Source organism: Streptococcus bouchesdurhonensis, assembly GCF_948472335.1.
Genome location: NZ_CAOKTW010000006.1, coordinates 204033 through 225679, shown reverse-complemented (window position 1 = coordinate 225679; position 21647 = coordinate 204033). Strand labels below are relative to the sequence as shown.

The following is a 21647-nucleotide window of genomic DNA, read 5'->3' as shown; positions in this document are numbered from 1 at the left end:
AGATGACAGAAAAAGAAATTTTTGACCGTATTGTAACCATTATCCAAGAGCGACAGGGAGAGGACTTTGTCGTGACAGAATCCTTGAGTCTGAAAGACGATTTGGATGCTGACTCAGTTGACTTGATGGAGTTTATCTTGACACTGGAAGATGAATTTAATATCGAAATCAGCGACGAAGAAATTGACCAACTCCAAAGTGTAGGAGATGTTGTTAAAATCATTCAAGCAAAATAGAAATCGGAGTTCCAAGGCATTTGCTTTGGAATTTTTTATTTGGTTCAAGTGACCGTTTAGGAACAGATTTAGTCTTTCTAGGGACAGTAGAAATCTGAGGAGAAATAAGGGATATAATGGAGTCAGAAAAAATCAATCTCCAAAAAGGAGAAAAAGAAAGGATTTTTATGATGAAAAAATATCTTTATTCTAGTTTGTTAGTTCTTGCAGGAGGCGTTCTCCTAGCAAATACTACGGTAGCCTATGCTGATTCCCCATCAGCAAGTGAGAAAGAAGCGATTGCTCAATTAGTTAATCAAGGCAAGATAAAAGCTGAAGAAGCTGATCAAGTAAAATTGATTGGTTTTGAAGATAAAGAAACCCAAGCAGAGGGAAATCAAGAGAAGAAAGCTTTCAATCAATATCGTGATCCGAAAGGAACATGGATGCAAACCAATGGTAAATGGTGGTTTAAATACGGTTCAGGTGGTTATGCTAAAAATTGGGAACAATTAGATGGCAAGTGGTACTATTTTGATGACCAAGGATGGATGAAAGAAAATACTTGGATTCAACCTGATGGTAATTATTACTACTTATCTGCTAGTGGTGCTATGGTCACTGGTTATCAACGTGTGAATGGTACACCATATTTCTTTAGAGAAAGTGGTGTATGGGTAGAAAATCGTGGGCAAGCTCTTGGTGAATACGCAAAGACATTTGTAGGAAAAATCCCATATGTTTGGGGTGGGGCAGATTTGAATAGTGGCGTAGATTGCTCAGGATTTACGATGGCTATTCATGCTAAGTTTGATATTAGTATTCCTAGAGTAACCTATGGTCAAGCGACAGGAGGAAGCTATGTAAGTAATGGCTCACAACTTCCTGGAGATTTAATATTGTACAATGGCGACCAAGGTTCAAATCAACATGTGGGTATTTATGTTGGTGGTGGCAAGGTAGTTCATGCTCCAGATAGAGGTCAAGATGTTTCTTATATGAATCAATATGGAATGGAACAAAATACAATTCGTAGATATTGGTAATATTGTCTAATTTTTCACAATATTATTGACTTTGACAATGAAAAGTATTAGAATATAGCTAAATAAAGAGGGGAAGCCTCTTATAGCTATTCAATAAAGGAGGAAATGGCTATGAAAAAATCTAAATTACTTACTCTTGGTTTGCTTGCAGGTGCTGGTCTGCTTTTGTCTATCAACCAAGCACAGGCTGCAGATACTTGGGTTAAAAATGGTGCTGACTGGAATCTTTCTCAAGATGGCAGCCTAGCTAAGGATAAATGGGTACAAAATGCTGGGTCATGGTATCACTTCGATAGCGCTGGTAAAATGCAGACAGGCTGGCTCAAAGACGGTGATACATGGTATTCTCTAGCAGATAGTGGTGCTATGCGCACTGGCTGGTACAAGGAAGGCAACACATGGTACTCACTAGCTAATAGTGGTGCCATGCGTACAGGTTGGTACAAAGAAGGGTCTACATGGTACTATCTTCATTTTAGTGGTTCTATGATGACAGGTTGGGTGTTCATAGATGGTAAATGGTCTTACTTTGAAAAATCAGGTGCTATGGTTGCAGATAGAGCTGTTCCAGCCAGTGATGGGGAAAGTTATGTCATTGGTAAGGATGGCTATCTAGCAAATAGAAAAGATGCTGGATACAGTATTCATGATATTGTCAAACTTGGAGATGGGCAAGAATATTTGCTAAATGCTAAAGGTGACGATGTTATTATTGAAAAAAATGCTTGGTATATCAGACCAGAGTTCAAGAAGTTTTCTAATAAATATGGAGATGAGGTTGCAAATACTACCTTAGCTCTTAGTGGATAATAAAGAAGAAGGACAAGAAATTGATCCTAAGGCAGTTTTACAGAACTTCCAAAACTTACCAAATCGCTACTACTTTGATGAAAATGGACATCGTGTGATTAATATCCCAGCAATGACAACCTATTCAGAGATTAAAAAAGTTGGCAATGATGTCTATTTAGAAAATCCAGGTGCACGACTTCGTCTTGGAGCTACCCACTTTACAATCAATAACAATAAACTATACTATTTAGAAAATGAGCAAGGTAAGCTCAAAACAGGTTACTTTGTATTGATTGATGATGGTATGGCTACAACCCACTATCACATCCTAGCCTATGCGGATCAATCTGGTGAAATTCTTAAGATGAAACGCTTGCCATCAGGAGTTTCAGATTATCTGGATAAAGAAATCGATGGTTTATATGGTGAAAAAATTAAAATTGAATCTCCACACTCAAACGAATATTATAAAGTGGTTGTGGTTAAATAAAAATAACATCTTCACAACTAATCGTTAACGCTCTAACCAATATACCATTTTCAGGAGGCTTTAGATTTCTTGTATTTTAAAAGGAAACTAAAGCCTTTTGTAGATGGAGCAGGGGATAGAGTTATCTATAAAATAATGAAAAGGAGTCTGTCATGGAAATGAAAAATACATTTGTAGAATTGGAACAATTTGAAGAGTTAACTCCAGAGGTTTTGGAAGAAGTGAATGGTGGAGGGATTTTTGAAGATACCGTAAAATGGTGCGATAAATTATTTAGTACGGGTAGACACTTTGCTTAAATTCACAGTATTCGTTAGAGATTAGATTTATTTATGATTATTTTAGAATTCTTAGTTTCTGTGCTATATATACTGTTGGTAGTCGTTTCAACCATGGTTCCTACTATTTATTTGGGTGCTCAAATTTCCCCAGAATTTTATAAAAAACGTTATTGGGTCCTTGTATTTTTAACTAGTTTATCTGCTCGCCAAACATTTGGAGAATTATTTCATATAGGAATCATTCTCTTCTTTTACTGTATTTTTTTACTAGTATTGCACAAGGGAAAAGGGGAAGCTTTTTTTCTTTCTCTGTATCTTTTTCTCTTCTTTCAAAGTATTCGTTATTTATTTTTGACAATTTGGATTCGTGTATTATCTGGTGAGCCTTGTTGTTTTGTAGATTCGTTTTCCACTTTATATAGATCTGTATTTGATTTATTATCAATATTTCTATGTTCTACAATTATGAAACGTTGTTCTTTGGATTTGGATTTATTCTTTTCAGATGCTTTCAAAACCCACTATTATAAGAGTTTTTTCATTATCCTACCTCTGACTGGATTTAGGATATTCTCTTCGTTTATGACCAATAGAAATAGTTCGTTCTACGTTCGTTTTGATACGACCATTTCTCTCCTGATTTTCATTCTCTTTTTCTCTTGGCTCTTTTACATCAAGCATTTGGAGCAGGTTTATCGTGATGAGCAGACCATTCAGAGACAGGAAGATGAAAATCGTTCCTTGCAAGGAATGGTGGATAAGTTGGGACATCTCTATGATGAGGTTCGAGGTTTCCGTCATGATTTTGCGGGAATTGTCGCCAGCATGGAGCCTGCCATAGCAAATCAAGACATGGCTGAGGTATCTACCATTTATCAAGATGTCTTTCTAAAGACTAATGAAAAGCTGAGGAAGGCGGATTACACGGCCTTTAATCTTCACAATATCCATGATATAGCTATTCGCAATACCTTGGCAAAAGCCATGATTGTGGCAGATAAGCAGGGAATTCATTTTAGTTTGGAGACGGTGGGGGTTGTCGAAGAGCTGGCATTGCCTATGTTGGAGGCTATCCGTATCCTCTCTATCCTCACGACAAATGCTTTAGAAGCAGCCAGTGAGGCTGAAAATCCGCAGATTCGGGTTGCTTTATTGGCAGGTGATAGGAGTGTCCGTTTTATCATTGAAAACACTCGTAAGAAAGAAGAACTGAATCCCAGTATTCTCAGTCAAAAGGGTTACTCTACCAAGGATAACCACAGTGGACTGGGCTTGGCAACCTTGGAGGACATGGTTTTTCATTATGATTTAAACTTAGATACCCAGCTAGGAGAGACGACTTTTAGACAAGATTTAGAATTGCCATTTAAGGATGAGAAACGAGGGGGAGAGGAATGAGAATTTTAGTTTTGGAAGACGATAGAGTCCAGCAAGGACGGATAGAGCAGACTTTACTAGATATCGGTCGCTCTCGCAATTTAAGATTGGAAATTGATATTGCCAAAAACTATGGGGATGTTGAAAAGTATTCTCAGTATTTTGACCATTACCAGCTCTATTTATTAGATTTAGAGATTGATGGAGAGCGTGAACGGGGCTTTCAGGTTGCTCAACAGGTTCGGGAGCGGGATCCTTTTACAAGCATTGTCTTTGTGTCCACGCACTCGGAGGCCTTACCTCTAGCTTTTCGCTACCACTTGTCTGCCTTGGATTTTATTTCCAAGGATCAGCCAGAGGCGGACTACTGTCATCAGCTGGAGCGCTGTCTGGACTATGTACTGGCAGTAGATAAGAGGGAAAATATGCGTCTCTTTACCTATAGTTTTGAGGGAAGACGGGGCTTCACTCTGCCCTACCATGAAATTTTAGCCTTTGAAACTTCAGTGGAATCCCATCGTATCAAGGTCTATTATGCCAATCATTCTATCAAGACCATTTATGGCAGTCTCAAGGATATCGCTGCCAAGGCTGAAAAAGATTACTTTGTCTATGCCAATCGCAATACGTTAGTCAGTTTACAGGCTATTGAAGAGATGACTGCCACAGAAGTGACCTTGTTAGAAGGCTTGCATTTCCCCGTATCACGAACAGCCAGAAGAACCCTTAAAAAATATCTTAATGTCTAATATCTGTTAGATTTGAATGAGTTTATCAATAAGAATATCGGAAAATTTTCTGATATTCTTATTTTTTGACTTCTTTTTCGAATAGATAAGTAAGAGGAAAAGAAAAGGAGTTTGCTTCATGTATCTACCGATTTTCTATTCATGGTATATTAAATTATTTTTCAAATAAAATTTAATTTAGTTGTACATTTTCGAAATTTTTTTCGAATAGATAAGTAAGAGGAAAAAGAAAGGAGTTTGCTTTATGTATCTACCAATTTTCTATTCATGGTTCATTAAATTATTTTTTAAATAAAATTTAATTTAGTTGTACATTTTTGAAATTTTTTTCGAATAGATAAGTGAGAAGAAAAAGAAAGGAATAAAATAATGAAAGAACATTATTACGGATTTGTTGAGCTAACTTCGGAAGAATTGACCGATATTCAAGGTGGAGAAAATTGGACGAAGACCCTTGTAGATTGGTACATTGGATTTCGTAGAGGTTTTGGTTTTTAGGAGGATAAGAGATGAATGAAATGAATGATAAGTATACTATTGAAGTATTAAAGGAAAGCGACTTAGCCTTGCTGGTGGGTGGTAGTGAGGCAAGTTACCAACATGGTTTAATGGTGGGGTTCATTTTACGTCGTGCGTTATTTGGATTCTAAGATAATATTTAGAGAGTGAAGCTTACCTACAACAATGAACAGAATATATGAAAAAGGAAATACAAATAACTACCTTTTTCAATTGTTAAGAATCAAAAAAGGAGAATAAGATGGAACAAATTAAAAATATGGAAAATAATTTTCATGTAATGAGTCATGAGGAATTGGCCGATGTAGAAGGAGGCTTGCTATTTGGTCTGGTAGTAGTTGGAGGAGTCGCAATTGCAGGAACATTTTTATTGGGTGCGGTAGATGGTGCTTCAGGAGCACATGCTAAGCGTCGTGGACGTTAACAGGGAAGGAAGAGCGCTGATGGAACGCATAATAGAAAGTTGGATTACTAGGGTAGAGAATTTTTACAGTTTGCAGTCAATTCCTGTGAAAGTATTCATTTTCATAGTTGGAGTAGTTGGGATTTATGCTTTAGGGACATTACTTTTAGGATAGGTTTATTGGGCGGGGCAGAAGTTTGGCGAAACAATTTACAATTATTTGTTTCAATAAAAAATTATAGATAAAGAGGAACAGACATAATGAATATGATAAAAATTGAAGAAAAATTTACAAGTCTTACAGAAAAAGATTTGGCAACAGTAGAGGGTGGTCGAGTGTCATGGAGAGGTAATATTAACATCGATGTCCACAAAGTGATTGATAGTACGGGAAGATTTTTCGGTGGTATCTATAATGCTGGTAGATCATTTGGGCGAAATGTTTACAATGCATTTTATTAATATAGTTTATTAAAATGAATATCATATATTATATTTTTGAATTCGTTTTCGAATAGATAAATAAGAGGAATACAGGGAATGATTATTTCAGTAATTCAAGATTTGGATGAAACAATTTAATAAACACTGCTATACCAAACTTGTCAAGTTTGCAACAAGACAAGCATTAAAATAAAAAAGGAGGCATTCGTTATGAATACAAAAACGATGTCACAATTTGAAATTATGGATACTGAGATACTTGCTTGCCTTGAAGGTGGCGGATGCAATTGGGGAGATTTTGCCAAAGCAGGTGTTGGAGGAGGAGCAGCACGAGGTCTTCAGCTAGGAATTAAAACAGGAACATGGCAAGGTGCAGCAACTGGTGCTGCGGGAGGAGCTATATTTGGAGGTGTGGCCTATGCAGCGACATGTTGGTGGTAATTATGGATTTTAAAAGTTTTATTATTGGTTTAGTAGTTGGTATATTTGGTCCCTATATGGATGATCTAATTAGAAAAAAATTTTTAAAGTCTTCGGAGAAGAAAACAGAAAAATTTGTCAAAAAATCAAAACGATAAATGATGAATCTGATTCAAAATTATCTTGCACATGTAAAGAGGACCATCTCTCCTCTTATCAGGTAAATAGGAATCTTGCAGTAGCGAATCAAAAAAGGAGTAACTATGAATCGTAATTTAGAACGGTGTTATCTATTCTGACTATGAATAGATCATACCAGAGGTGGCTTATAAATAGCGGGGACATTAGAAATTGAAGTAACTTTAAATAGGATGTCGTAAAGGTTACTATCAATGATTTATTTGTCCCAAGCTTGCCTAGGTGTCAGAAAAAAATCATTTTCCTTTCAATAGCATATTTTTAGTAGGTAGGACGTTTGTTCTGCCTATTTTTTATCCAAAAAGTGCAGTTGAGGTGTTTATTTATATCGTTTGGAGTTTATTTGGAGTTTTACATGTATTTTTGATAAAAAATAGGCATAGAAATTAGGAAAGTTGAAGAAAAGGAATGAAGAAGGTCTTAGTTTGTGATTTTTTACATACTTTTAAGTCTTGATGAAGTAGTTTGAACTAATATATAATTGCTAGAAATTGAATACACTACTCCTTGAGGGCATTTTGCCCTCTTTTATATTTTACAATAAGTGTAAAAAGGAGAGTTTTTATGCGTTACGGTTATGTTCGAGTATCTACAAAAGAACAAAATATTGATAGGCAATTTTCAGCATTGGTAGAAAACAAATTATCAAAAGAGAATATTTTTATTGATTACGTTTCAGGAAAAGATTTTGACAGAATGGAATATCAAAAATTATTAACTACCTTGAAAGAAAATGATGAATTGGTTATTAAATCAATTGATAGGTTGGGAAGAAACTATGATGAAATTTTAGAACAATGGCAAGCAATTACTAAGAAAAAGAAAGTAAATATAACTGTTTTAGATTTCCCCTTATTAAATACAAAGAATAGCAATGATAATATCACAGGAAAACTAATCTCCGATATCGTTTTACAAGTCCTATCTTATGTGGCACAGTTTGAAAGAGAACAAATCAAACAAAGACAAATGGAAGGAATACGGGAAGCACAGAAAAAAGGGAAGAAATTCGGCAGACCAAAATTGGTTGTTCCGAATAATCTCCCTGATGTGATAGCTCAATATAAGAAAAAAGAAATAACCTTACGAGAAGGTGCAGACATCTTAGGAGTATCAAAAAGCACCTTTCACAATTGGATAAAAAATTCATAGTTCTTGTCAAAAAACCTAGGATTTTTTGGACAGAAAATACAGTCTATTTTAGAAGCGTTTTCGTTAGAAAAAAGGTTCTAAAATCCAGCATTTTGACCAATTATTATTACACTTCCATTTTATCAAGTTTGTCCAAAAAAGTCTAGATTTTAGGACAAACTGATTATTTTACAATAAATAAAAATAGGGGGACACGAAATGGACACCAAAGCTAAAAAGTTCACACTTGCAACGATTTCAGCTCTATCACTTCTTGGGGTAGGAATTGTTACATCACAATCAGTAGTTGCTAATGATAGGCTGGTTTCCACTCAAGCAATCAAAGGTCAATCCTACAATATCTTAAACTCTGAGGTCACTAGTACTTCTTCTGGTACTACTCTAGTTGGGATTGAAGGGACTTTCTTAACGCCAGATAAACAGGCTATCTTAGATCGTATCAATGCTATTCGAAAAGAGGCAGCAGATGAAGGTCTAGTTACTAGCTATGTTCCGATCAAATGGTCAACTGAACTAGAAAAAACAGCCTTCGTTCGGGCAGCAGAAGCTTCTGTAACTAGGCATCATAAACGTTTATCTAATAAAGATATTTGGAGTGCCTGGCCTTCAGGGAATTTTTCACTAGCCGAAAACTTAGCTTGGAACTATGATGGATTTATGACAGCTATTAATCAATGGTATGACGAAAAAGCAGATTACGTCAAATCTCGTAGTGGGGCAAGTGTATCTGGTCAAACTGGACACTACGAATCCTTAATCAATTCAGAATTGACCTATATGGGTTTGGCAGCCTTTGAAAACCCTGTCACTCAAAATGGATGGATTACCGTTGCACAAAGTTTCGGAACATCATCTGGTGGCTCTGAAGAATTAGCTGGTGGTTATGGAAAGGCCATTCAATATACAGAAGCAAATTCTTCTCAGATTCAAACATTTGCGACTAAGGCGAATCTTTTTGACAAAGACTTGAAGGCAATCGGAACTCATACCAGTAAGAAAACAAAACAAGGTAAGTCTAACGGGACTAATAAACCAGGTTTCTTTTTTCAAATGCAAGATATTGGTAGGGGTATGGGTTTTTGGCGACAATCTGGTTCTCGTTGGTGGTTTATGCAACTTGATGGGTCTTACCCTTACAATCAGTGGGCAAAATTAGATAATATCTGGTATCACTTCGATAGTTCAGGTTGGATGCAAACTGGCTGGATAAAAGACAACGGCACGTGGTACTATCTCGACGGTTCAGGTGCTATGAAGACTGGTTGGTTCAAGGATAACGGTAGTTGGTATTATCTTGATAGCTCAGGTGCTATGAAAACAGGCTGGATGAAGGTATCTGGGAAATGGTACTATGCCTATAGCTCTGGTGCCCTAGCAATCAATACGACTACACCAGACGGCTATCGCGTCAATTACAATGGAGAATGGGTATAGGATAAGATTATAAAAAATAGATAAAAAGAAAAGGAATACAAAAATTATGAAAAAAATCGTTTTAACGACTACAGCAGTTTTATCACTCCTAGCAACAGGAGCTACAATTTCAAGTGTCAATGCAGCAAGTGGCGTCCCGATGGTCAAGTTCTGGTCTCCTGCAGCTAATGCTTATGTTGAAGAACCTGCTCCTGGGTATCGTGATACAGATTTAGTCGCAACAGATGTGACGCTTGTAGAAAAAAGAAAAGCACAACTCGGAGCATTTTCTAAAGGTAATAGTGAATTTATAACGGTTGATTATGTAGACAAAGCTTATAGACAAGAATTTTCTAAGCAATTTGCAAGTTTTGAATCCAATGGTATCGCCACATTCAACGGTAAAACAATTGTCTTTAAAGCAACAGACTATGGTATCTATACCATGAAGTTTGAGCTAAATGGTACTCGCTATAAGTTAACTGCTGATGTCAGAGAAAATCTGGGAAAAGGTGGTCCTTTTTACACTTATGTAACCAAACTAGAAGTCTTATCAAATAATCAAGCAAATACTATCTCGAATACGAGTACTGAAAAACAAATAGAAGCAACAATTACAAAGGTTGAAATTGATTATTTTGGACTTAGCTTCGAAGGAAAAATTTCAGAGCCACTACAACACGGGGGAGATAAAGCCGCCAAAGGAAATATTACTTTAATTGATAAGGATAGTGGAAAAGTTGTATATCAAAGTCATAATGCGGTAATTTTTAGTGGTTTAACTAAAGACGTTAGTGACCAATTTCTACTCCCCTTAATTTATAGCAATAAATTTAAAGGTGATATTTTTGTTTCAAAACAGTTTCCTGCTGGAACATATATCTTGGAGATGTCTGGGGAAGCTGGTTCACCTTATGATCACTTAACTGATACAAGAAAACGTGTCTTTAAAGTTAGAAAAGAGGTGACTATCGGAAATCCTTCGAGAAATTCAAATATTAACACGACTACTCAATCAGGTTCGAATTCATCTAGCTCGTCAACTTCTACAAGTTCGTCATCTGGAAACTATTCTAACACGGATACAACCATGACGACCCATCAGTCTAAATCTACTTGGATGTATTCGAATGGTCGCTGGTGGTATAAACACGAAGATGGCACTTATACAACTAATGACTGGGAAAAAATCAATGGTGTTTGGTATCGTTTTGATAACTCTGGTTGGATGCAAACTGGCTGGGTAAAAGACAACGGCACGTGGTACTATCTCGACGGCTCAGGTGCGATGAAGACAGGTTGGGTCAAAGATAACGGTAGCTGGTACTACCTTCAAGATTCAGGAGCTATGAAAACAGGCTGGATGAAAGTATCTGGCAAATGGTACTATGCCTATAGCTCTGGTGCACTCGCAATCAATACAACTACACCTGACGGTTATCGTGTCAATTACAACGGTGAGTGGGTATAAAAACAATTTCAAATTGTAAGATTAAACATATGAAAAAATTATTTCTATTCAGTATTAGTATATTAGCTATCTCTATTTTAACGGCTTGCCAACATCAGAGTGAAAACACTTCTGCAACAAGTTCTGAAGCAATTGCTTCAAGTACTAGTTCAACTTTTTCTACATCGGAAGAGAAGAAACCTGATTACACCCTATATAATCCTGTTCTTAAAGAATATGCCAAAGTATTAGATGGTTCGTCAACTTCACATACAGAGATCAATTAAAAAGCAAACTTAAAAAACACTTATCCTAAAGAATATTCTGGATTACAGTATAGCTTGTATGATTTAGACCAAGACGGTACGGACGAACTTTTGATTGCCCTAAAAATGGATTCTAACTATTACGATTTATTAGATATTCGAACTCTTAAAAATGGTGAAGTTATTCGACTGACCAATGCAGAAAACAATCTGGACTTTATTGGAGAGCGAGTACATTTTAATCCTTTAGAAAATGGTTATTTTCAATTATCTACCCGAGTATCTACTAATCAAATCCAACTTAAACTATACAAGTTGAATCAGGATGGAACACTGTTAGAACTAGTCATTGAATCAGATACAGAAGAGGGACTGGGGACAAAACCACCTTCCCTTGACATAAGATCTTTCTTTTGGAAATCTGTCACAAGTCTCATAAATGGAGAAACAAGCCTTCCGTCAGAAAGTAAAGGGATGGATATTACTGCAATTCAAAATGGAGATTTTTCTAGTGTCGCAGGCACTTGGAGGAATCGTACAGGTATTGAATTCACCTTTGACAAAAATGGTTTAGTAAGTGATCATTCCAAGATTTCAATTGAACATGCTAAGGAAATTGACCACTATCTCAAGGCAAGTTCTGTTTCTAAAGATGGAGGTGCTGGTGCAGCTATTGCCTTTTTACCAGCAGGATCCCTATAACCATGTCTGTCACCTCTTCTTCAGATAATGGCTATACTGACTCGTCTGATATTACACAAGACCGCTTATGGTTTGGACACCAACTTATCAATGGTAGTACCGAGGGATTTTTTTACAAGGTAGAATAGTTTTAATAGACTTACAAATTTATCAATAAGAATGTCGGAAAATTTTCTGATATTCTTATTTTTTTGACTTCCTTTTCGAATAGATAAGTAAGAGGAAAAAGAAAGGAGTTTGCTTTATGTATCTGCCAATTTTCTATTCATGGTTCATTAAATTATTTTTTAAATAAAATTTAATTTAGTTGTACATTTTTGAAATTTTTTTCGAATAGATAAGTGAGAAGAAAAAGAAAGGAATAAAATAATGAAAGAACATTATTACGGATTTGTTGAGCTAACTTCGGAAGAATTGACCGATATTCAAGGTGGAGAAAGTTGGGTGAAGACCCTTGCAGATTGGTACATTGGATTTCGTAGAGGTTTTGGTTTTTAGGAGGATAAGAGATGAATGAAATGAATGATAAGTATACTATTGAAGTATTAAAGGAGAGCGACTTAGCTTTGCTGGTGGGTGGTAGCAAGGAAAGTTATCAACGGGGTCTAATTACAGGTCTATTGTTACGCGGTATATTTATTGGAACCCCATTTTTTAGAAGATAAGATTTAGAAAAAATAGAACAAGAGGAGAAAAAAGATGACAAATTTTGACAAAATGGAACAGAACTTTGTAGCTCTTACAGAAGAAGAGTTGATGGATGTGGATGGGGGAGCATTGCCTCTTGTAATCGCCGGAGTGTCTATCTGGAAGATAGGTGCAGCAGTAGCAGGTGGAGCAGCAGCGCTTTTTGCTGGAGGAGCAGCTTTGGGGTATTATGCGAATAGACCATAATCTGATTGTAGTCAGAGAGGCATTTCTATGTTTTTAAAAAAAGAAGTGATATTATTAGGGGTATTGTTATCGCTACGTATTATTTTTACTATCGTTCAAATTTTAATTGATTATAAAATATTATCTGGACAGTATAGTATAAATTTTATGGATATTTCAGAAGTATTTACTTATCCAATACTCATTTTAATCATTTACATAGCAATAAAATATAATACAAAGGAGTAATGACGAATATGAACTTAGAACAATTTTATCAATTATCTGACGATGAATTAGTGGGAACAAAAGGTGGTTTTGGTCTTGCGGAAGCAGTTGGGATTGCAGGAGTACTGAATGCTGCTGTACAAATTTTTAATGCTGGTTACAAATTTGGTTCAGATTTTGCTCGTCGTGGGCGTTAGATAATGAACAGTCGCAACCTTAATCTCAATACATTGTTACCTAAACTAGCCACGATATGTCCTTTGTTGGGAATAACTCTTAATGTCGCGCTTCATGTGATTCGTACAGGTTCGTTAGTATCCTTTAATTGGCAATGGACTTTGGTTGGTTTGCTTTTCGCAGCATATTTTGGTATTTTTCGCAAAGATTTGTCAAAAAATAATCAAAACTATAAATGAAGAACATGAATCAAAAGGATTTTATGTATATGAATGGTAGCGTTTTTCCGCCATTCTTGTCAGGCAAATAGGAGTTTCTTATGAAAACATTTTTATTAGGTTTTGCTGAAGGGTATTTTATCGTATCACTCATAATCTACATCGCAACGTATTTGATGTTGAAAAATCCAATCAATACCCTATTTTATCCAGAAATTTACCCTATTTTATTTGGACTCTTTTATCTAGGATATAAGGCCAATAAAAAGCAAGTAGAGTGATCAGCTAAGAATGACTTGTTAGTCTGCGCTGAAAGTGGTTATGGTAGAATCTAAGAATGCATCACATTGGAGTTTAATATGAAATTTGTTAAATCAATACTGAAAGTTTGGCCTGAAATTATGGTATTACTTAGTTCGATGTCTTATATCATCATCAGATTAGTAGCTGATATGAATAAAGTATCTTTACCTACTTGGTTTGATAGTTTCAATATACCAACGATTGCATTATTTATGATGGTCTTCATTCTTTTATACAGAAGTAAAGAAAAAAGAATGGATAAATTTGAGGTAGTAGACGTTCTATAGGGAATAGGTGTCTTATAGTAACGAATCAAAAAAAGGAGTAACTATGAATCGTAATTTAGAACTGTGTTATCTATTCTGACTATGAATAGATCATACCAGAGGTGGCTTAGAAATAGCAGAGACATTAAAAATTGAAGTAACTTTAAATAGGATGTCGTAAAGGTTACTATCAATGATTTATTTGTCCCAAGCTTGCCTAGGGTATCAGAAAAAAATCATTTTCCTTTCAATAGCATATTTTTAGTAGGTAGGACGTTTGTTCTGCCTATTTTTTGCCAAAAAAGTGTAGTTGAGGTGTTTATTTGGAGTTTTATACTCTTCGAAAATCAAATTCAAACCACGTCAGCGTCGCCTTACCGTACTCAAGTACAGCTTGCGGCTAGCTTCCTAGTTTGCTTTTTGATTTTCCTTGAGTATTACATGTATTTTTGATAAAATAGTTATAGAAATTAGGAGAGTTGAAGAAAAAATGAATAAGATTTTAAAATATTTTTTAGTATTTGTTTTTCTATTTTTGATGAATATTTTCATCTTTAAGATACTAGCAACTCTGGGATTTCAGCTGACAATGAGTGAAAAGAGTTATATTGTACCACCGCTGTTTTCGATTATCGTTTTGTACATGATTGACAAAAGAATTAGGAAGAAAAAGAAATCTTTGTAATCAACTTAAGGAGTATTACTATGGATGAGTTGAAACGTGAAATTGGTTATAAAATCAAAACTATTAGGCGATCTTGTGGAAAAACTCAGATAGATATTTGTGGTGATGAATCAGAGTTGACGATTCGTCAGCTAGCACGTATTGAAAATGGGCAAGCTTTAGCAACACTTCCTAAATTATTATTGATTGCGGATAAACTTGGAGTATCATTACAGAATATTGTGGATGTTAAGGTTATAGAGATTCCAAAAGGATTCCTAAAACTCAAAGATGAGCTGATTCATTCTCAAACCTACGCTGATAAGGGAAGAATCGAACGAAAAGAAGCTATACTTGAGGAAATATATGAAAACTATTATGAGAATTTGCCTGAGGAAGAGCAGTTAATTGTGGATGTGACACAAGCTCGTTTTGATATTTATGGTAGTTCAGATGTGACCTACGGTTTAGGGTTAGTGGAAGAATATTTCCAGCAGTTATTAAAAAAGAAATATTTTTCTGTAAATGATTTGTTGATTATTGAATTGTATTTCTTTTGTTGTGCTATGGGATTAGAAGATAAAGAACATTTTGAGGAGTTAGCTCAAAAAGTATTGCTATGTTCAGAATATGAAGATAAGGCTAGCCTAGCTCAGATGGAAAAAGTTCTTCTGAGCCTATTTATCCAAATTCAGACAGAAGATAGTCTGATATATTTCAAACATTTGAGAAAATTATTGCTAAAACAAGACATGTTTTTTACCGACCTCATCTATTTTTGCTAAAGGCAAAATATGCTTTATTTGTAGACAAGAATATTTTAGAGGCAGAAAGTTTCTATGAAAAGGCAATTTCTCTAGCAGAATTGCTAGATGATCAGATATTAGTTCAGAGAATCTTAGAAGAAAAACAAATAGATTTCCCAACAACCTGACTTCTAAGTCATGTTGTTTTTTCATGTTTTTGTTATACTAAACCTATAAAGAAAACGCTCTCAAAAAGAAAGGAGGTTTATTATGGTTGGAACGTTATTTGTCCCTTTAAGTATAAGAGTTTGGTTCTATCTATAATATCAGGTAGAGATTAATGGAATAAAGTATTCTTATATTGGATTAAAGGAATGTTTTAATAGGTTTCCTACATTAGTATAGAGGATGAAACTCAATTTTCAATGATATAAAAGAGTGATTTGGAGATTGTGAGGGTTGAGTATGTTTATTTATGATGTAGAAGTGTAAACTAAAAAGGAGGTAGTAATCGTATAAAAGTTAAATAGACATTATCTTTTATTGAGTCTTAGTGATATAAAAGTAATTTGATAATCTAGGAAAATGTAGTAGTAATTTATTTATTATAGATATGTTAATAAAAGTAGTATAAAATATAGACGAACATTTGAAGAGAGTTAGGAATACAACATGTGCGAATTAACTCTCAATAAAACATACATAATATACAAAAGGAGTACACTAAAATGAAATCTAAAAGAATGGAATTTCATAATAAATTTCTCATTGTTTCAGCAATGTTAGCAGTCATTAGTTGGTTAAGCTTAGGTGTTGTTTCTTTTCCTATGTTGGCTGGGACATTAGGAATTTCGACAAAAGCTGCTGCTACTGTAGTCAATTTGATTAGTGCTTATAGTACAGTTACAGCAGTAATTTCAATTGTAGGTGCAATCACAGGAGTAGGTTCTATTGGTTCGGGTATTGCAGCAACAGTTCTTTATATATTGAAAAAGAAGGGTGCTGCTAAAGCAGCTCTATGGTAGAACTAGATGAAAATACTTTCTAAAAAAGAATGTGAAAGTATTTTAGGTTATCTTAATTTTATTGTGATAACCCTTTTGTTTTTTGTTATCATAAGTTTGTCAATCTATTTTAAAAGCTATCTTCCTTTTCAAGGGAAATTATTTTTACTTTTTTTGGTAGTAGATTACGCTACTTTGAATCGTTATAATATGAAACTGCCTATCCAAAGTAAAAAAATAAATACTTTCTATATAAGGAAAAACTATATTTTTCTCTATCTTCTTGCCATTGTCAAGAAATATTATTCTTTCCAAATTTTACAATCATTCATTTATTTATTTATTTTGTATTTTCTAGATATTATTGGATATTTTTATTTATACATTACTCTTTGTTTGATAGTTATTCAAATTATTTCTTTAATTCTACCTAGTTTGTTTTCAATTATAAGTAAATTGTTCTTATTTTTATCTATAGGACTATTGTCTATAGAACAAGGACAAGTTGTAATTTATGTCATACTACTCAATTATTTTATTTTAGTTATGGGGATATTAGATAATCACGCGAGTAATTTCTATTTTAAAAGCAGTCGAATGAGCCAAAAAAGATTTCGTAGCAGTCTATTTATATTGCTTCGTTTTTGTTGGTTAAATAAAGGGTTAACTTTTTCTTTTATTTTGATTAGTATTCTTCTTTCCTATCTATTTTGGTATATGATGACGATGTTATCAATTGATGGTACAAAAATACCAATATTGTTTCTTTATACCTCAATATATATCACATTAATGGAGGCAATAATAGGGAATCATAAATCCTCAATTGGGGTAGATCTAGCTTTACTTCAATTATCTGCTCTTAATCATTCTAAAATGAATTTCTTTTTTAAGAATGCACAACTAATGATGTTGACGCATTTAATCTCTTTCTTACAATTTTCATTGTTGTTATGTTTGATTAGAGTGACAAGTTATAGTAATGATATAAAAAGTATTTTGTTGAATTTGTTATTGATTCCATTCAATTATTTTATAGCCTATGTCTATTATAAGAAAGCTCTATTTTTAATTAAAGGTACAGTTAGTTTATTGAGATGGAGTTTTCTGGTTTTATATTGTTTTCTGATATTATTTGTAACTTTAGTAGGGGGCATTAGATGAGAAAAAGTGGTTTTCTGATTTACTATGTGTTATTTTGTACGGTCTGTTTTTCACTAGGTTTACTTTTAAGCTTTATATTAAAAAGTGAGACTTTTGCTACTATACCTCCGAAACTGGAATTACAATTTACATTGACAGTTTTACAGGCAAATTCTACAAATTTTTTGCTATATCTATTCTGTTTTCCGATTTCGCCCTTATTGCAACTTTTTGATTTGCTATCTTTAGGAATACAATTGGGTATATCTGGTCAGATGATTGGAATAGTAGCTACAATAAAAGGAATATTACCTCATGGTCTTATTGAAATACCGAATTTTATTTGGTATCAAGGTATGAGTCAGTATCTTTTATACCGATTATTGAAGGATAGGGGAATTGAAAATATACTTATTTATATAAAAAGTAATTTAAAATGGTATATCATTTCTTATATTTTATTAATTTTAGCAGCGTTGATAGAGGGAATTAAATTATGAAAATTGAAAATGAATCTAAAAGTTATGATAAATGTATACTGAAAAATATATCACTAGAGATTGATAAGGGAATTTACAGAGTTGAAGGAGAGAATGGTTCAGGAAAGAGCACCCTTCTACAACTTTTAGCTGGGCTAGAGACTTTTGATAGTGGTTTAAAGAATTGTGTCTCCAAAGATGTACTATACCTTGATACCAATCAGCTTGGGGTTATTCCATTTACTATAGAAGAAAATTTGCAGTTGTTGTGTGATTCTTTTCAAATCCATCTATCATTTGAGGATAAAGAACAAATTAATACTTTTTTTGATAATAAAATCGGAGATAACTATATGACAGCATCTACTGGAACAAAATTCAAATTAGGCTTATCCTTAATTTTTGCTAAAAATTGGGATTATATTTTTATTGATGAGACCTTATCAACAGTGGATGCAAGAAGTATTGATATGATTGCTAAACGTTTAATTTCCATGAAAGAAAGCTCTACTATTATATATGTATCTCATAATTTATTGAATCAAGAATTGATTAGCAAATCTCAAAGGATTTTAATAGAGGAAGGACGGGTTTATGAAATTTCAAACAAATAATAGTTTATACAAATTAATGAATCTGATTATTTATCTTTTTCTTTTATATTTGTTTATTGATTTACTGATGAAGTCGGGAATTTTAGATGAACAAATTGATAAATTATCTGAACTATCTAATCTTTTTACAATTAAAATAGAAACAATATTGACAGTGATTTCTGTTGTTTTCACATTTATAGCAACTCTTATTGAATATGGATTTTCTCTCTTTCTGATTACATTATTTTTTGATAAGGATAAGAGGAACTTTGGAGATATTCTTTTATCTAAAAATATAACCTTAAGTTTTAGCATTTTACTTTGTTACTTATTTAATCCATCGGATATAAAGTTTGCTTATTTCAGCATATTGACAGTATTACTAATTGGGATAACAAATTATGCGAGATTTAAAAATTTAAGATTGACAGTAGTATTTTCTGTACCATTTTTATTTAATGCTATAGTGTCTATTATAAATAGTTTTTAGAAATACTAAAATTTCTTTTCTTTACTTAATAATGACACGAAATCATTTCGGTTTTATTAACTTGGAATTCTTTATATTTTCTAGGTAGAACGTTTGTTCTGCCTATTTTCTTTATCCAAAAAGTGCAGTTGGGAGGGAGATAGGCGCATTTGGGGAGGAAGTCCAGTTTTTGTTTGAGGATTGGGGTAAGATAGTTGTTATCAGATGAGTTTATACTCTTCGAAAATCAAATTCAAACCACGTCAACGTCGCCTTGCCGTATATATGTGACTGACTTCGTCAGTCCTATCTACAACCTCAAAACAGTGTTTTGAGCAGCCTGCGGCTAGTTTCCTAGTTTGCTCTTTGATTTTCATTGAGTATTAGGAAAAAGGAGATGAAGATGAAATTTGGGAAACGTCACTATCGTCCGCAGGTGGATCAGATGGACTGCGGTGTAGCTTCATTAGCTATGGTTTTTGGCTACTATGGTAGTTATTATTCTTTGGCTCACTTGCGAGAATTGGCTAAGACGACTATGGATGGGACGACGGCTTTGGGCTTGGTCAAGGTGGCAGAGGAAATTGGTTTTGAGACGCGAGCAATTAAGGCGGATATGACGCTCTTTGACTTGCCAGATTTGACTTTTCCTTTTGTTGCCCATGTTCTTAAGGAAGGAAAATTGCTCCACTACTATGTGGTGACTGGGCAGGATAAGGATAGCATTCATATTGCCGATCCAGATCCTGGGGTGAAATTGACCAAACTGCCACGTGAGCGTTTTGCGGAAGAATGGACAGGAGTGACTCTTTTTATGGCACCTAGTCCAGACTACAAGCCTCATAAGGAACAAAAGAATGGTCTGCTCTCTTTTATCCCTATATTAGTGAAGCAGCGTGGCTTGATTGCCAATATCGTTTTGGCAACACTCTTGGTAACCTTGATTAACATTGTGGGTTCTTATTATCTGCAGTCTATCATTGATACCTATGTGCCAGATCAGATGCGTTCGACGCTTGGGATTATTTCTATTGGGCTGGTTATCGTCTATATTCTCCAGCAGATTTTGTCTTACGCTCAGGAGTATCTCTTACTTGTTTTGGGGCAACGCTTGTCGATTGATGTGATTTTGTCCTATATCAAGCATGTTTTTCACTTGCCCATGTCCTTCTTTGCGACACGCAGAACAGGGGAAATCGTGTCTCGTTTTACAGATGCCAATAGTATTATTGATGCGCTGGCTTCGACCATCCTTTCGATTTTCCTAGATGTGTCAACGGTTGTCATTATTTCCCTTGTTTTATTTTCACAAAATACCAATCTCTTTTTCATGACCTTATTGGCGCTGCCTATCTACACAGTGATTATCTTTGCCTTTATGAAGCCGTTTGAAAAGATGAATCGGGACACCATGGAAGCCAATGCGGTTCTGTCTTCTTCTATCATTGAGGACATCAACGGTATTGAGACTATCAAGTCTTTGACCAGTGAAAGTCAGCGTTACCAAAAGATTGACAAGGAATTTGTGGATTATCTGAAGAAATCCTTTACCTATAGTCGGGCAGAGAGTCAGCAAAAGGCTCTGAAAAAAGTTGCCCATCTCTTGCTCAATGTCGGCATTCTCTGGATGGGGGCTGTTCTGGTCATGGATGGCAAGATGAGTTTGGGGCAGTTGATTACCTATAATACCTTGCTTGTTTACTTTACCAATCCTTTGGAAAATATCATCAATCTGCAAACCAAGCTTCAGACAGCGCAGGTTGCCAATAACCGTTTAAATGAAGTGTATCTGGTAGCTTCGGAGTTTGAGGAGAAGAAAACAGTTGAGGATTTGAGCTTGATGAAGGGAGAGATGACTTTCAAGCAGGTTTACTATAAGTATGGCTATGGTCGAGATGTCTTGTCGGATATCAATTTGACCATTCCTCAAGGCTCTAAGGTGGCTTTTGTGGGGATTTCAGGGTCAGGTAAGACGACATTGGCCAAGATGATGGTTAATTTTTACGACCCAAGTCAGGGAGAGATTAGTCTGGGTGGTGTCAATCTCAATCAGATTGATAAAAAAGCCCTGCGCCAGTACATTAACTATCTGCCTCAACAGCCCTATGTCTTTAACGGAACGATTTTGGACAATCTTCTTTTGGGAGCCAAGGAGGGGACGACACAGGAAGACATCTTACGGGCGGTTGAATTGGCAGAGATTCGGGAGGACATTGAGCGGATGCCACTGAATTACCAGACAGAGTTGACTTCGGATGGGGCAGGGATTTCAGGTGGTCAACGGCAGAGAATCGCTCTGGCGCGTGCTCTCTTGACAGATGCACCGGTCTTGATTTTGGATGAGGCGACTAGCAGTTTGGATATTTTGACAGAGAAGCGAATTGTTGATAATCTCATGGCTTTGAACAAGACCTTGATTTTCATTGCTCACCGCTTGACCATTGCTGAGCGGACAGAGAAGGTGGTTGTTTTGGATCAGGGCAAGATTGTCGAAGAAGGAAAGCATGATGATTTGCTTGCACAGGGTGGCTTTTATGCCCATTTGGTAAATAGCTAGAAAGAGG

At 35.0% G+C, this 21647-nt stretch carries 31 protein-coding genes and 2 pseudogenes; all 33 read left to right on the top strand.

The genetic code is table 11. The features are described 5' to 3' along the window. Nucleotides 1–2 precede the first annotated feature (2 nt). The 33 genes and pseudogenes from QMQ21_RS11660 to comA all read left to right on the top strand — a co-directional run bounded on the left by QMQ21_RS11660 (nucleotide 3) and on the right by comA (nucleotide 21640). Nucleotides 3–236: an acyl carrier protein gene (locus QMQ21_RS11660; RefSeq protein WP_000136445.1), complete on the top strand. Its 234-nt coding sequence runs from the start codon at nucleotides 3–5 to the stop codon at nucleotides 234–236. 116 nt (nucleotides 237–352) lie between these two features. Beyond that, on the top strand, nucleotides 353–1261 hold the full coding sequence (locus QMQ21_RS11655) for a C40 family peptidase (RefSeq protein ID WP_249274570.1): 909 nt from the start codon (nucleotides 353–355) through the stop codon (nucleotides 1259–1261). Between the two features lie 111 nt (nucleotides 1262–1372). Next, nucleotides 1373–2543 (top strand): annotated as a pseudogene (locus QMQ21_RS11650) (N-acetylmuramoyl-L-alanine amidase family protein). 152 nt (nucleotides 2544–2695) lie between these two features. Next, on the top strand, nucleotides 2696–2842 hold the full coding sequence (locus QMQ21_RS11645; RefSeq protein WP_000425303.1) for a smi_0057.1 family bacteriocin-like peptide: 147 nt from the start codon (nucleotides 2696–2698) through the stop codon (nucleotides 2840–2842). Nucleotides 2843–3406: 564 nt separating this feature from the next. Beyond that, on the top strand, nucleotides 3407–4222 hold the full coding sequence (locus QMQ21_RS11640) for a GHKL domain-containing protein (RefSeq protein WP_007285090.1): 816 nt from the start codon (nucleotides 3407–3409) through the stop codon (nucleotides 4220–4222). Next, entirely contained in the window at nucleotides 4219–4950 is a 732-nt protein-coding gene (locus QMQ21_RS11635) for a response regulator transcription factor (RefSeq protein ID WP_001221866.1), read from the top strand. The genes QMQ21_RS11640 and QMQ21_RS11635 overlap by 4 nt, the downstream gene beginning before the upstream one ends. A gap of 369 nt (nucleotides 4951–5319) precedes the next feature. Next, nucleotides 5320–5448, top strand: coding sequence for a smi_0059.1 family bacteriocin-like peptide (locus tag QMQ21_RS11630; protein ID WP_000658221.1), 129 nt, complete (start codon nucleotides 5320–5322; stop codon nucleotides 5446–5448). An 11-nt stretch (nucleotides 5449–5459) separates the two neighbouring features. After that, nucleotides 5460–5600, top strand: coding sequence for a hypothetical protein (locus QMQ21_RS11625; protein ID WP_001004581.1), 141 nt, complete (start codon nucleotides 5460–5462; stop codon nucleotides 5598–5600). Nucleotides 5601–5710: 110 nt separating this feature from the next. Then, the gene (locus QMQ21_RS11620; protein WP_000435077.1) at nucleotides 5711–5893 is read left to right on the top strand and encodes a class IIb bacteriocin, lactobin A/cerein 7B family; all 183 of its coding nucleotides are present in this window, start codon (nucleotides 5711–5713) and stop codon (nucleotides 5891–5893) included. 240 nt (nucleotides 5894–6133) lie between these two features. After that, nucleotides 6134–6334 carry an SPPN_00645 family bacteriocin-like peptide gene (locus QMQ21_RS11615; RefSeq protein WP_001055966.1) on the top strand — a complete coding sequence of 67 codons (201 nt, stop codon included), beginning with the start codon at nucleotides 6134–6136 and terminating at the stop codon, nucleotides 6332–6334. 192 nt (nucleotides 6335–6526) lie between these two features. Beyond that, complete coding sequence (blpU, locus tag QMQ21_RS11610) at nucleotides 6527–6757, top strand: bacteriocin-like peptide BlpU (RefSeq protein ID WP_001093485.1); 231 nt, start codon at nucleotides 6527–6529, stop codon at nucleotides 6755–6757. Between the two features lie 2 nt (nucleotides 6758–6759). After that, a complete protein-coding gene (locus QMQ21_RS19350) occupies nucleotides 6760–6894 on the top strand; it encodes a PncF family bacteriocin immunity protein (RefSeq protein ID WP_345774408.1) in 135 nt (44 codons plus the stop codon). A 604-nt stretch (nucleotides 6895–7498) separates the two neighbouring features. Next, nucleotides 7499–8086 carry a recombinase family protein gene (locus QMQ21_RS11605; RefSeq protein ID WP_023935475.1) on the top strand — a complete coding sequence of 196 codons (588 nt, stop codon included), beginning with the start codon at nucleotides 7499–7501 and terminating at the stop codon, nucleotides 8084–8086. A 198-nt stretch (nucleotides 8087–8284) separates the two neighbouring features. Further along, on the top strand, nucleotides 8285–9520 hold the full coding sequence (locus QMQ21_RS11600; protein WP_023935473.1) for an N-acetylmuramoyl-L-alanine amidase family protein: 1236 nt from the start codon (nucleotides 8285–8287) through the stop codon (nucleotides 9518–9520). Between the two features lie 46 nt (nucleotides 9521–9566). Beyond that, the gene (locus QMQ21_RS11595; RefSeq protein WP_023935471.1) at nucleotides 9567–10970 is read left to right on the top strand and encodes an N-acetylmuramoyl-L-alanine amidase family protein; all 1404 of its coding nucleotides are present in this window, start codon (nucleotides 9567–9569) and stop codon (nucleotides 10968–10970) included. A gap of 29 nt (nucleotides 10971–10999) precedes the next feature. Next, a complete protein-coding gene (locus QMQ21_RS11590; RefSeq protein WP_261814475.1) occupies nucleotides 11000–11236 on the top strand; it encodes a hypothetical protein in 237 nt (78 codons plus the stop codon). Between the two features lie 54 nt (nucleotides 11237–11290). Further along, nucleotides 11291–11917, top strand: a complete 627-nt coding sequence (locus tag QMQ21_RS11585) for a DUF6287 domain-containing protein (protein ID WP_261814474.1) — start codon at nucleotides 11291–11293, stop codon at nucleotides 11915–11917. Between the two features lie 369 nt (nucleotides 11918–12286). Next, a complete protein-coding gene (locus QMQ21_RS11580) occupies nucleotides 12287–12415 on the top strand; it encodes a smi_0059.1 family bacteriocin-like peptide (RefSeq protein WP_000658224.1) in 129 nt (42 codons plus the stop codon). An 11-nt stretch (nucleotides 12416–12426) separates the two neighbouring features. Next, nucleotides 12427–12582: a hypothetical protein gene (locus tag QMQ21_RS11575; protein ID WP_001004584.1), complete on the top strand. Its 156-nt coding sequence runs from the start codon at nucleotides 12427–12429 to the stop codon at nucleotides 12580–12582. Between the two features lie 34 nt (nucleotides 12583–12616). Next, complete coding sequence (locus QMQ21_RS11570; protein ID WP_000180815.1) at nucleotides 12617–12811, top strand: class IIb bacteriocin, lactobin A/cerein 7B family; 195 nt, start codon at nucleotides 12617–12619, stop codon at nucleotides 12809–12811. A 27-nt stretch (nucleotides 12812–12838) separates the two neighbouring features. Continuing rightward, complete coding sequence (locus QMQ21_RS11565) at nucleotides 12839–13039, top strand: hypothetical protein (protein WP_000478865.1); 201 nt, start codon at nucleotides 12839–12841, stop codon at nucleotides 13037–13039. A gap of 8 nt (nucleotides 13040–13047) precedes the next feature. Continuing rightward, entirely contained in the window at nucleotides 13048–13215 is a 168-nt protein-coding gene (locus tag QMQ21_RS11560) for a class IIb bacteriocin, lactobin A/cerein 7B family (RefSeq protein WP_001047582.1), read from the top strand. 3 nt (nucleotides 13216–13218) lie between these two features. Beyond that, complete coding sequence (locus QMQ21_RS11555; protein ID WP_078374288.1) at nucleotides 13219–13434, top strand: bacteriocin immunity protein; 216 nt, start codon at nucleotides 13219–13221, stop codon at nucleotides 13432–13434. An 80-nt stretch (nucleotides 13435–13514) separates the two neighbouring features. Continuing rightward, nucleotides 13515–13694: a hypothetical protein gene (locus QMQ21_RS11550; RefSeq protein ID WP_000846989.1), complete on the top strand. Its 180-nt coding sequence runs from the start codon at nucleotides 13515–13517 to the stop codon at nucleotides 13692–13694. A gap of 78 nt (nucleotides 13695–13772) precedes the next feature. After that, complete coding sequence (locus tag QMQ21_RS11545; RefSeq protein WP_261814473.1) at nucleotides 13773–14003, top strand: hypothetical protein; 231 nt, start codon at nucleotides 13773–13775, stop codon at nucleotides 14001–14003. A gap of 469 nt (nucleotides 14004–14472) precedes the next feature. Then, nucleotides 14473–14667, top strand: a complete 195-nt coding sequence (locus QMQ21_RS11540) for a hypothetical protein (RefSeq protein WP_023935469.1) — start codon at nucleotides 14473–14475, stop codon at nucleotides 14665–14667. 20 nt (nucleotides 14668–14687) lie between these two features. Continuing rightward, nucleotides 14688–15580: pseudogene (locus tag QMQ21_RS11535) on the top strand (helix-turn-helix domain-containing protein). Nucleotides 15581–16120: 540 nt separating this feature from the next. After that, the gene (locus QMQ21_RS11525; RefSeq protein WP_000837726.1) at nucleotides 16121–16417 is read left to right on the top strand and encodes an uberolysin/carnocyclin family circular bacteriocin; all 297 of its coding nucleotides are present in this window, start codon (nucleotides 16121–16123) and stop codon (nucleotides 16415–16417) included. Nucleotides 16418–16423: 6 nt separating this feature from the next. Further along, nucleotides 16424–17560 (top strand): hypothetical protein, encoded by a 1137-nt coding sequence (locus tag QMQ21_RS19345; RefSeq protein ID WP_345774407.1) that lies wholly within the window; start codon nucleotides 16424–16426, stop codon nucleotides 17558–17560. Further along, nucleotides 17557–18039 carry a stage II sporulation protein M gene (locus tag QMQ21_RS11520; protein ID WP_001232096.1) on the top strand — a complete coding sequence of 161 codons (483 nt, stop codon included), beginning with the start codon at nucleotides 17557–17559 and terminating at the stop codon, nucleotides 18037–18039. The genes QMQ21_RS19345 and QMQ21_RS11520 overlap by 4 nt, the downstream gene beginning before the upstream one ends. Then, nucleotides 18036–18632 carry an ATP-binding cassette domain-containing protein gene (locus tag QMQ21_RS11515; protein ID WP_000687786.1) on the top strand — a complete coding sequence of 199 codons (597 nt, stop codon included), beginning with the start codon at nucleotides 18036–18038 and terminating at the stop codon, nucleotides 18630–18632. Before QMQ21_RS11520 ends, QMQ21_RS11515 begins: the two co-directional genes overlap by 4 nt. After that, on the top strand, nucleotides 18613–19104 hold the full coding sequence (locus QMQ21_RS11510) for a hypothetical protein (protein WP_000671988.1): 492 nt from the start codon (nucleotides 18613–18615) through the stop codon (nucleotides 19102–19104). Before QMQ21_RS11515 ends, QMQ21_RS11510 begins: the two co-directional genes overlap by 20 nt. A 382-nt stretch (nucleotides 19105–19486) precedes the next feature. Beyond that, complete coding sequence (gene comA, locus QMQ21_RS11505) at nucleotides 19487–21640, top strand: peptide cleavage/export ABC transporter ComA (RefSeq protein ID WP_023935464.1); 2154 nt, start codon at nucleotides 19487–19489, stop codon at nucleotides 21638–21640. Nucleotides 21641–21647 lie beyond the last annotated feature (7 nt).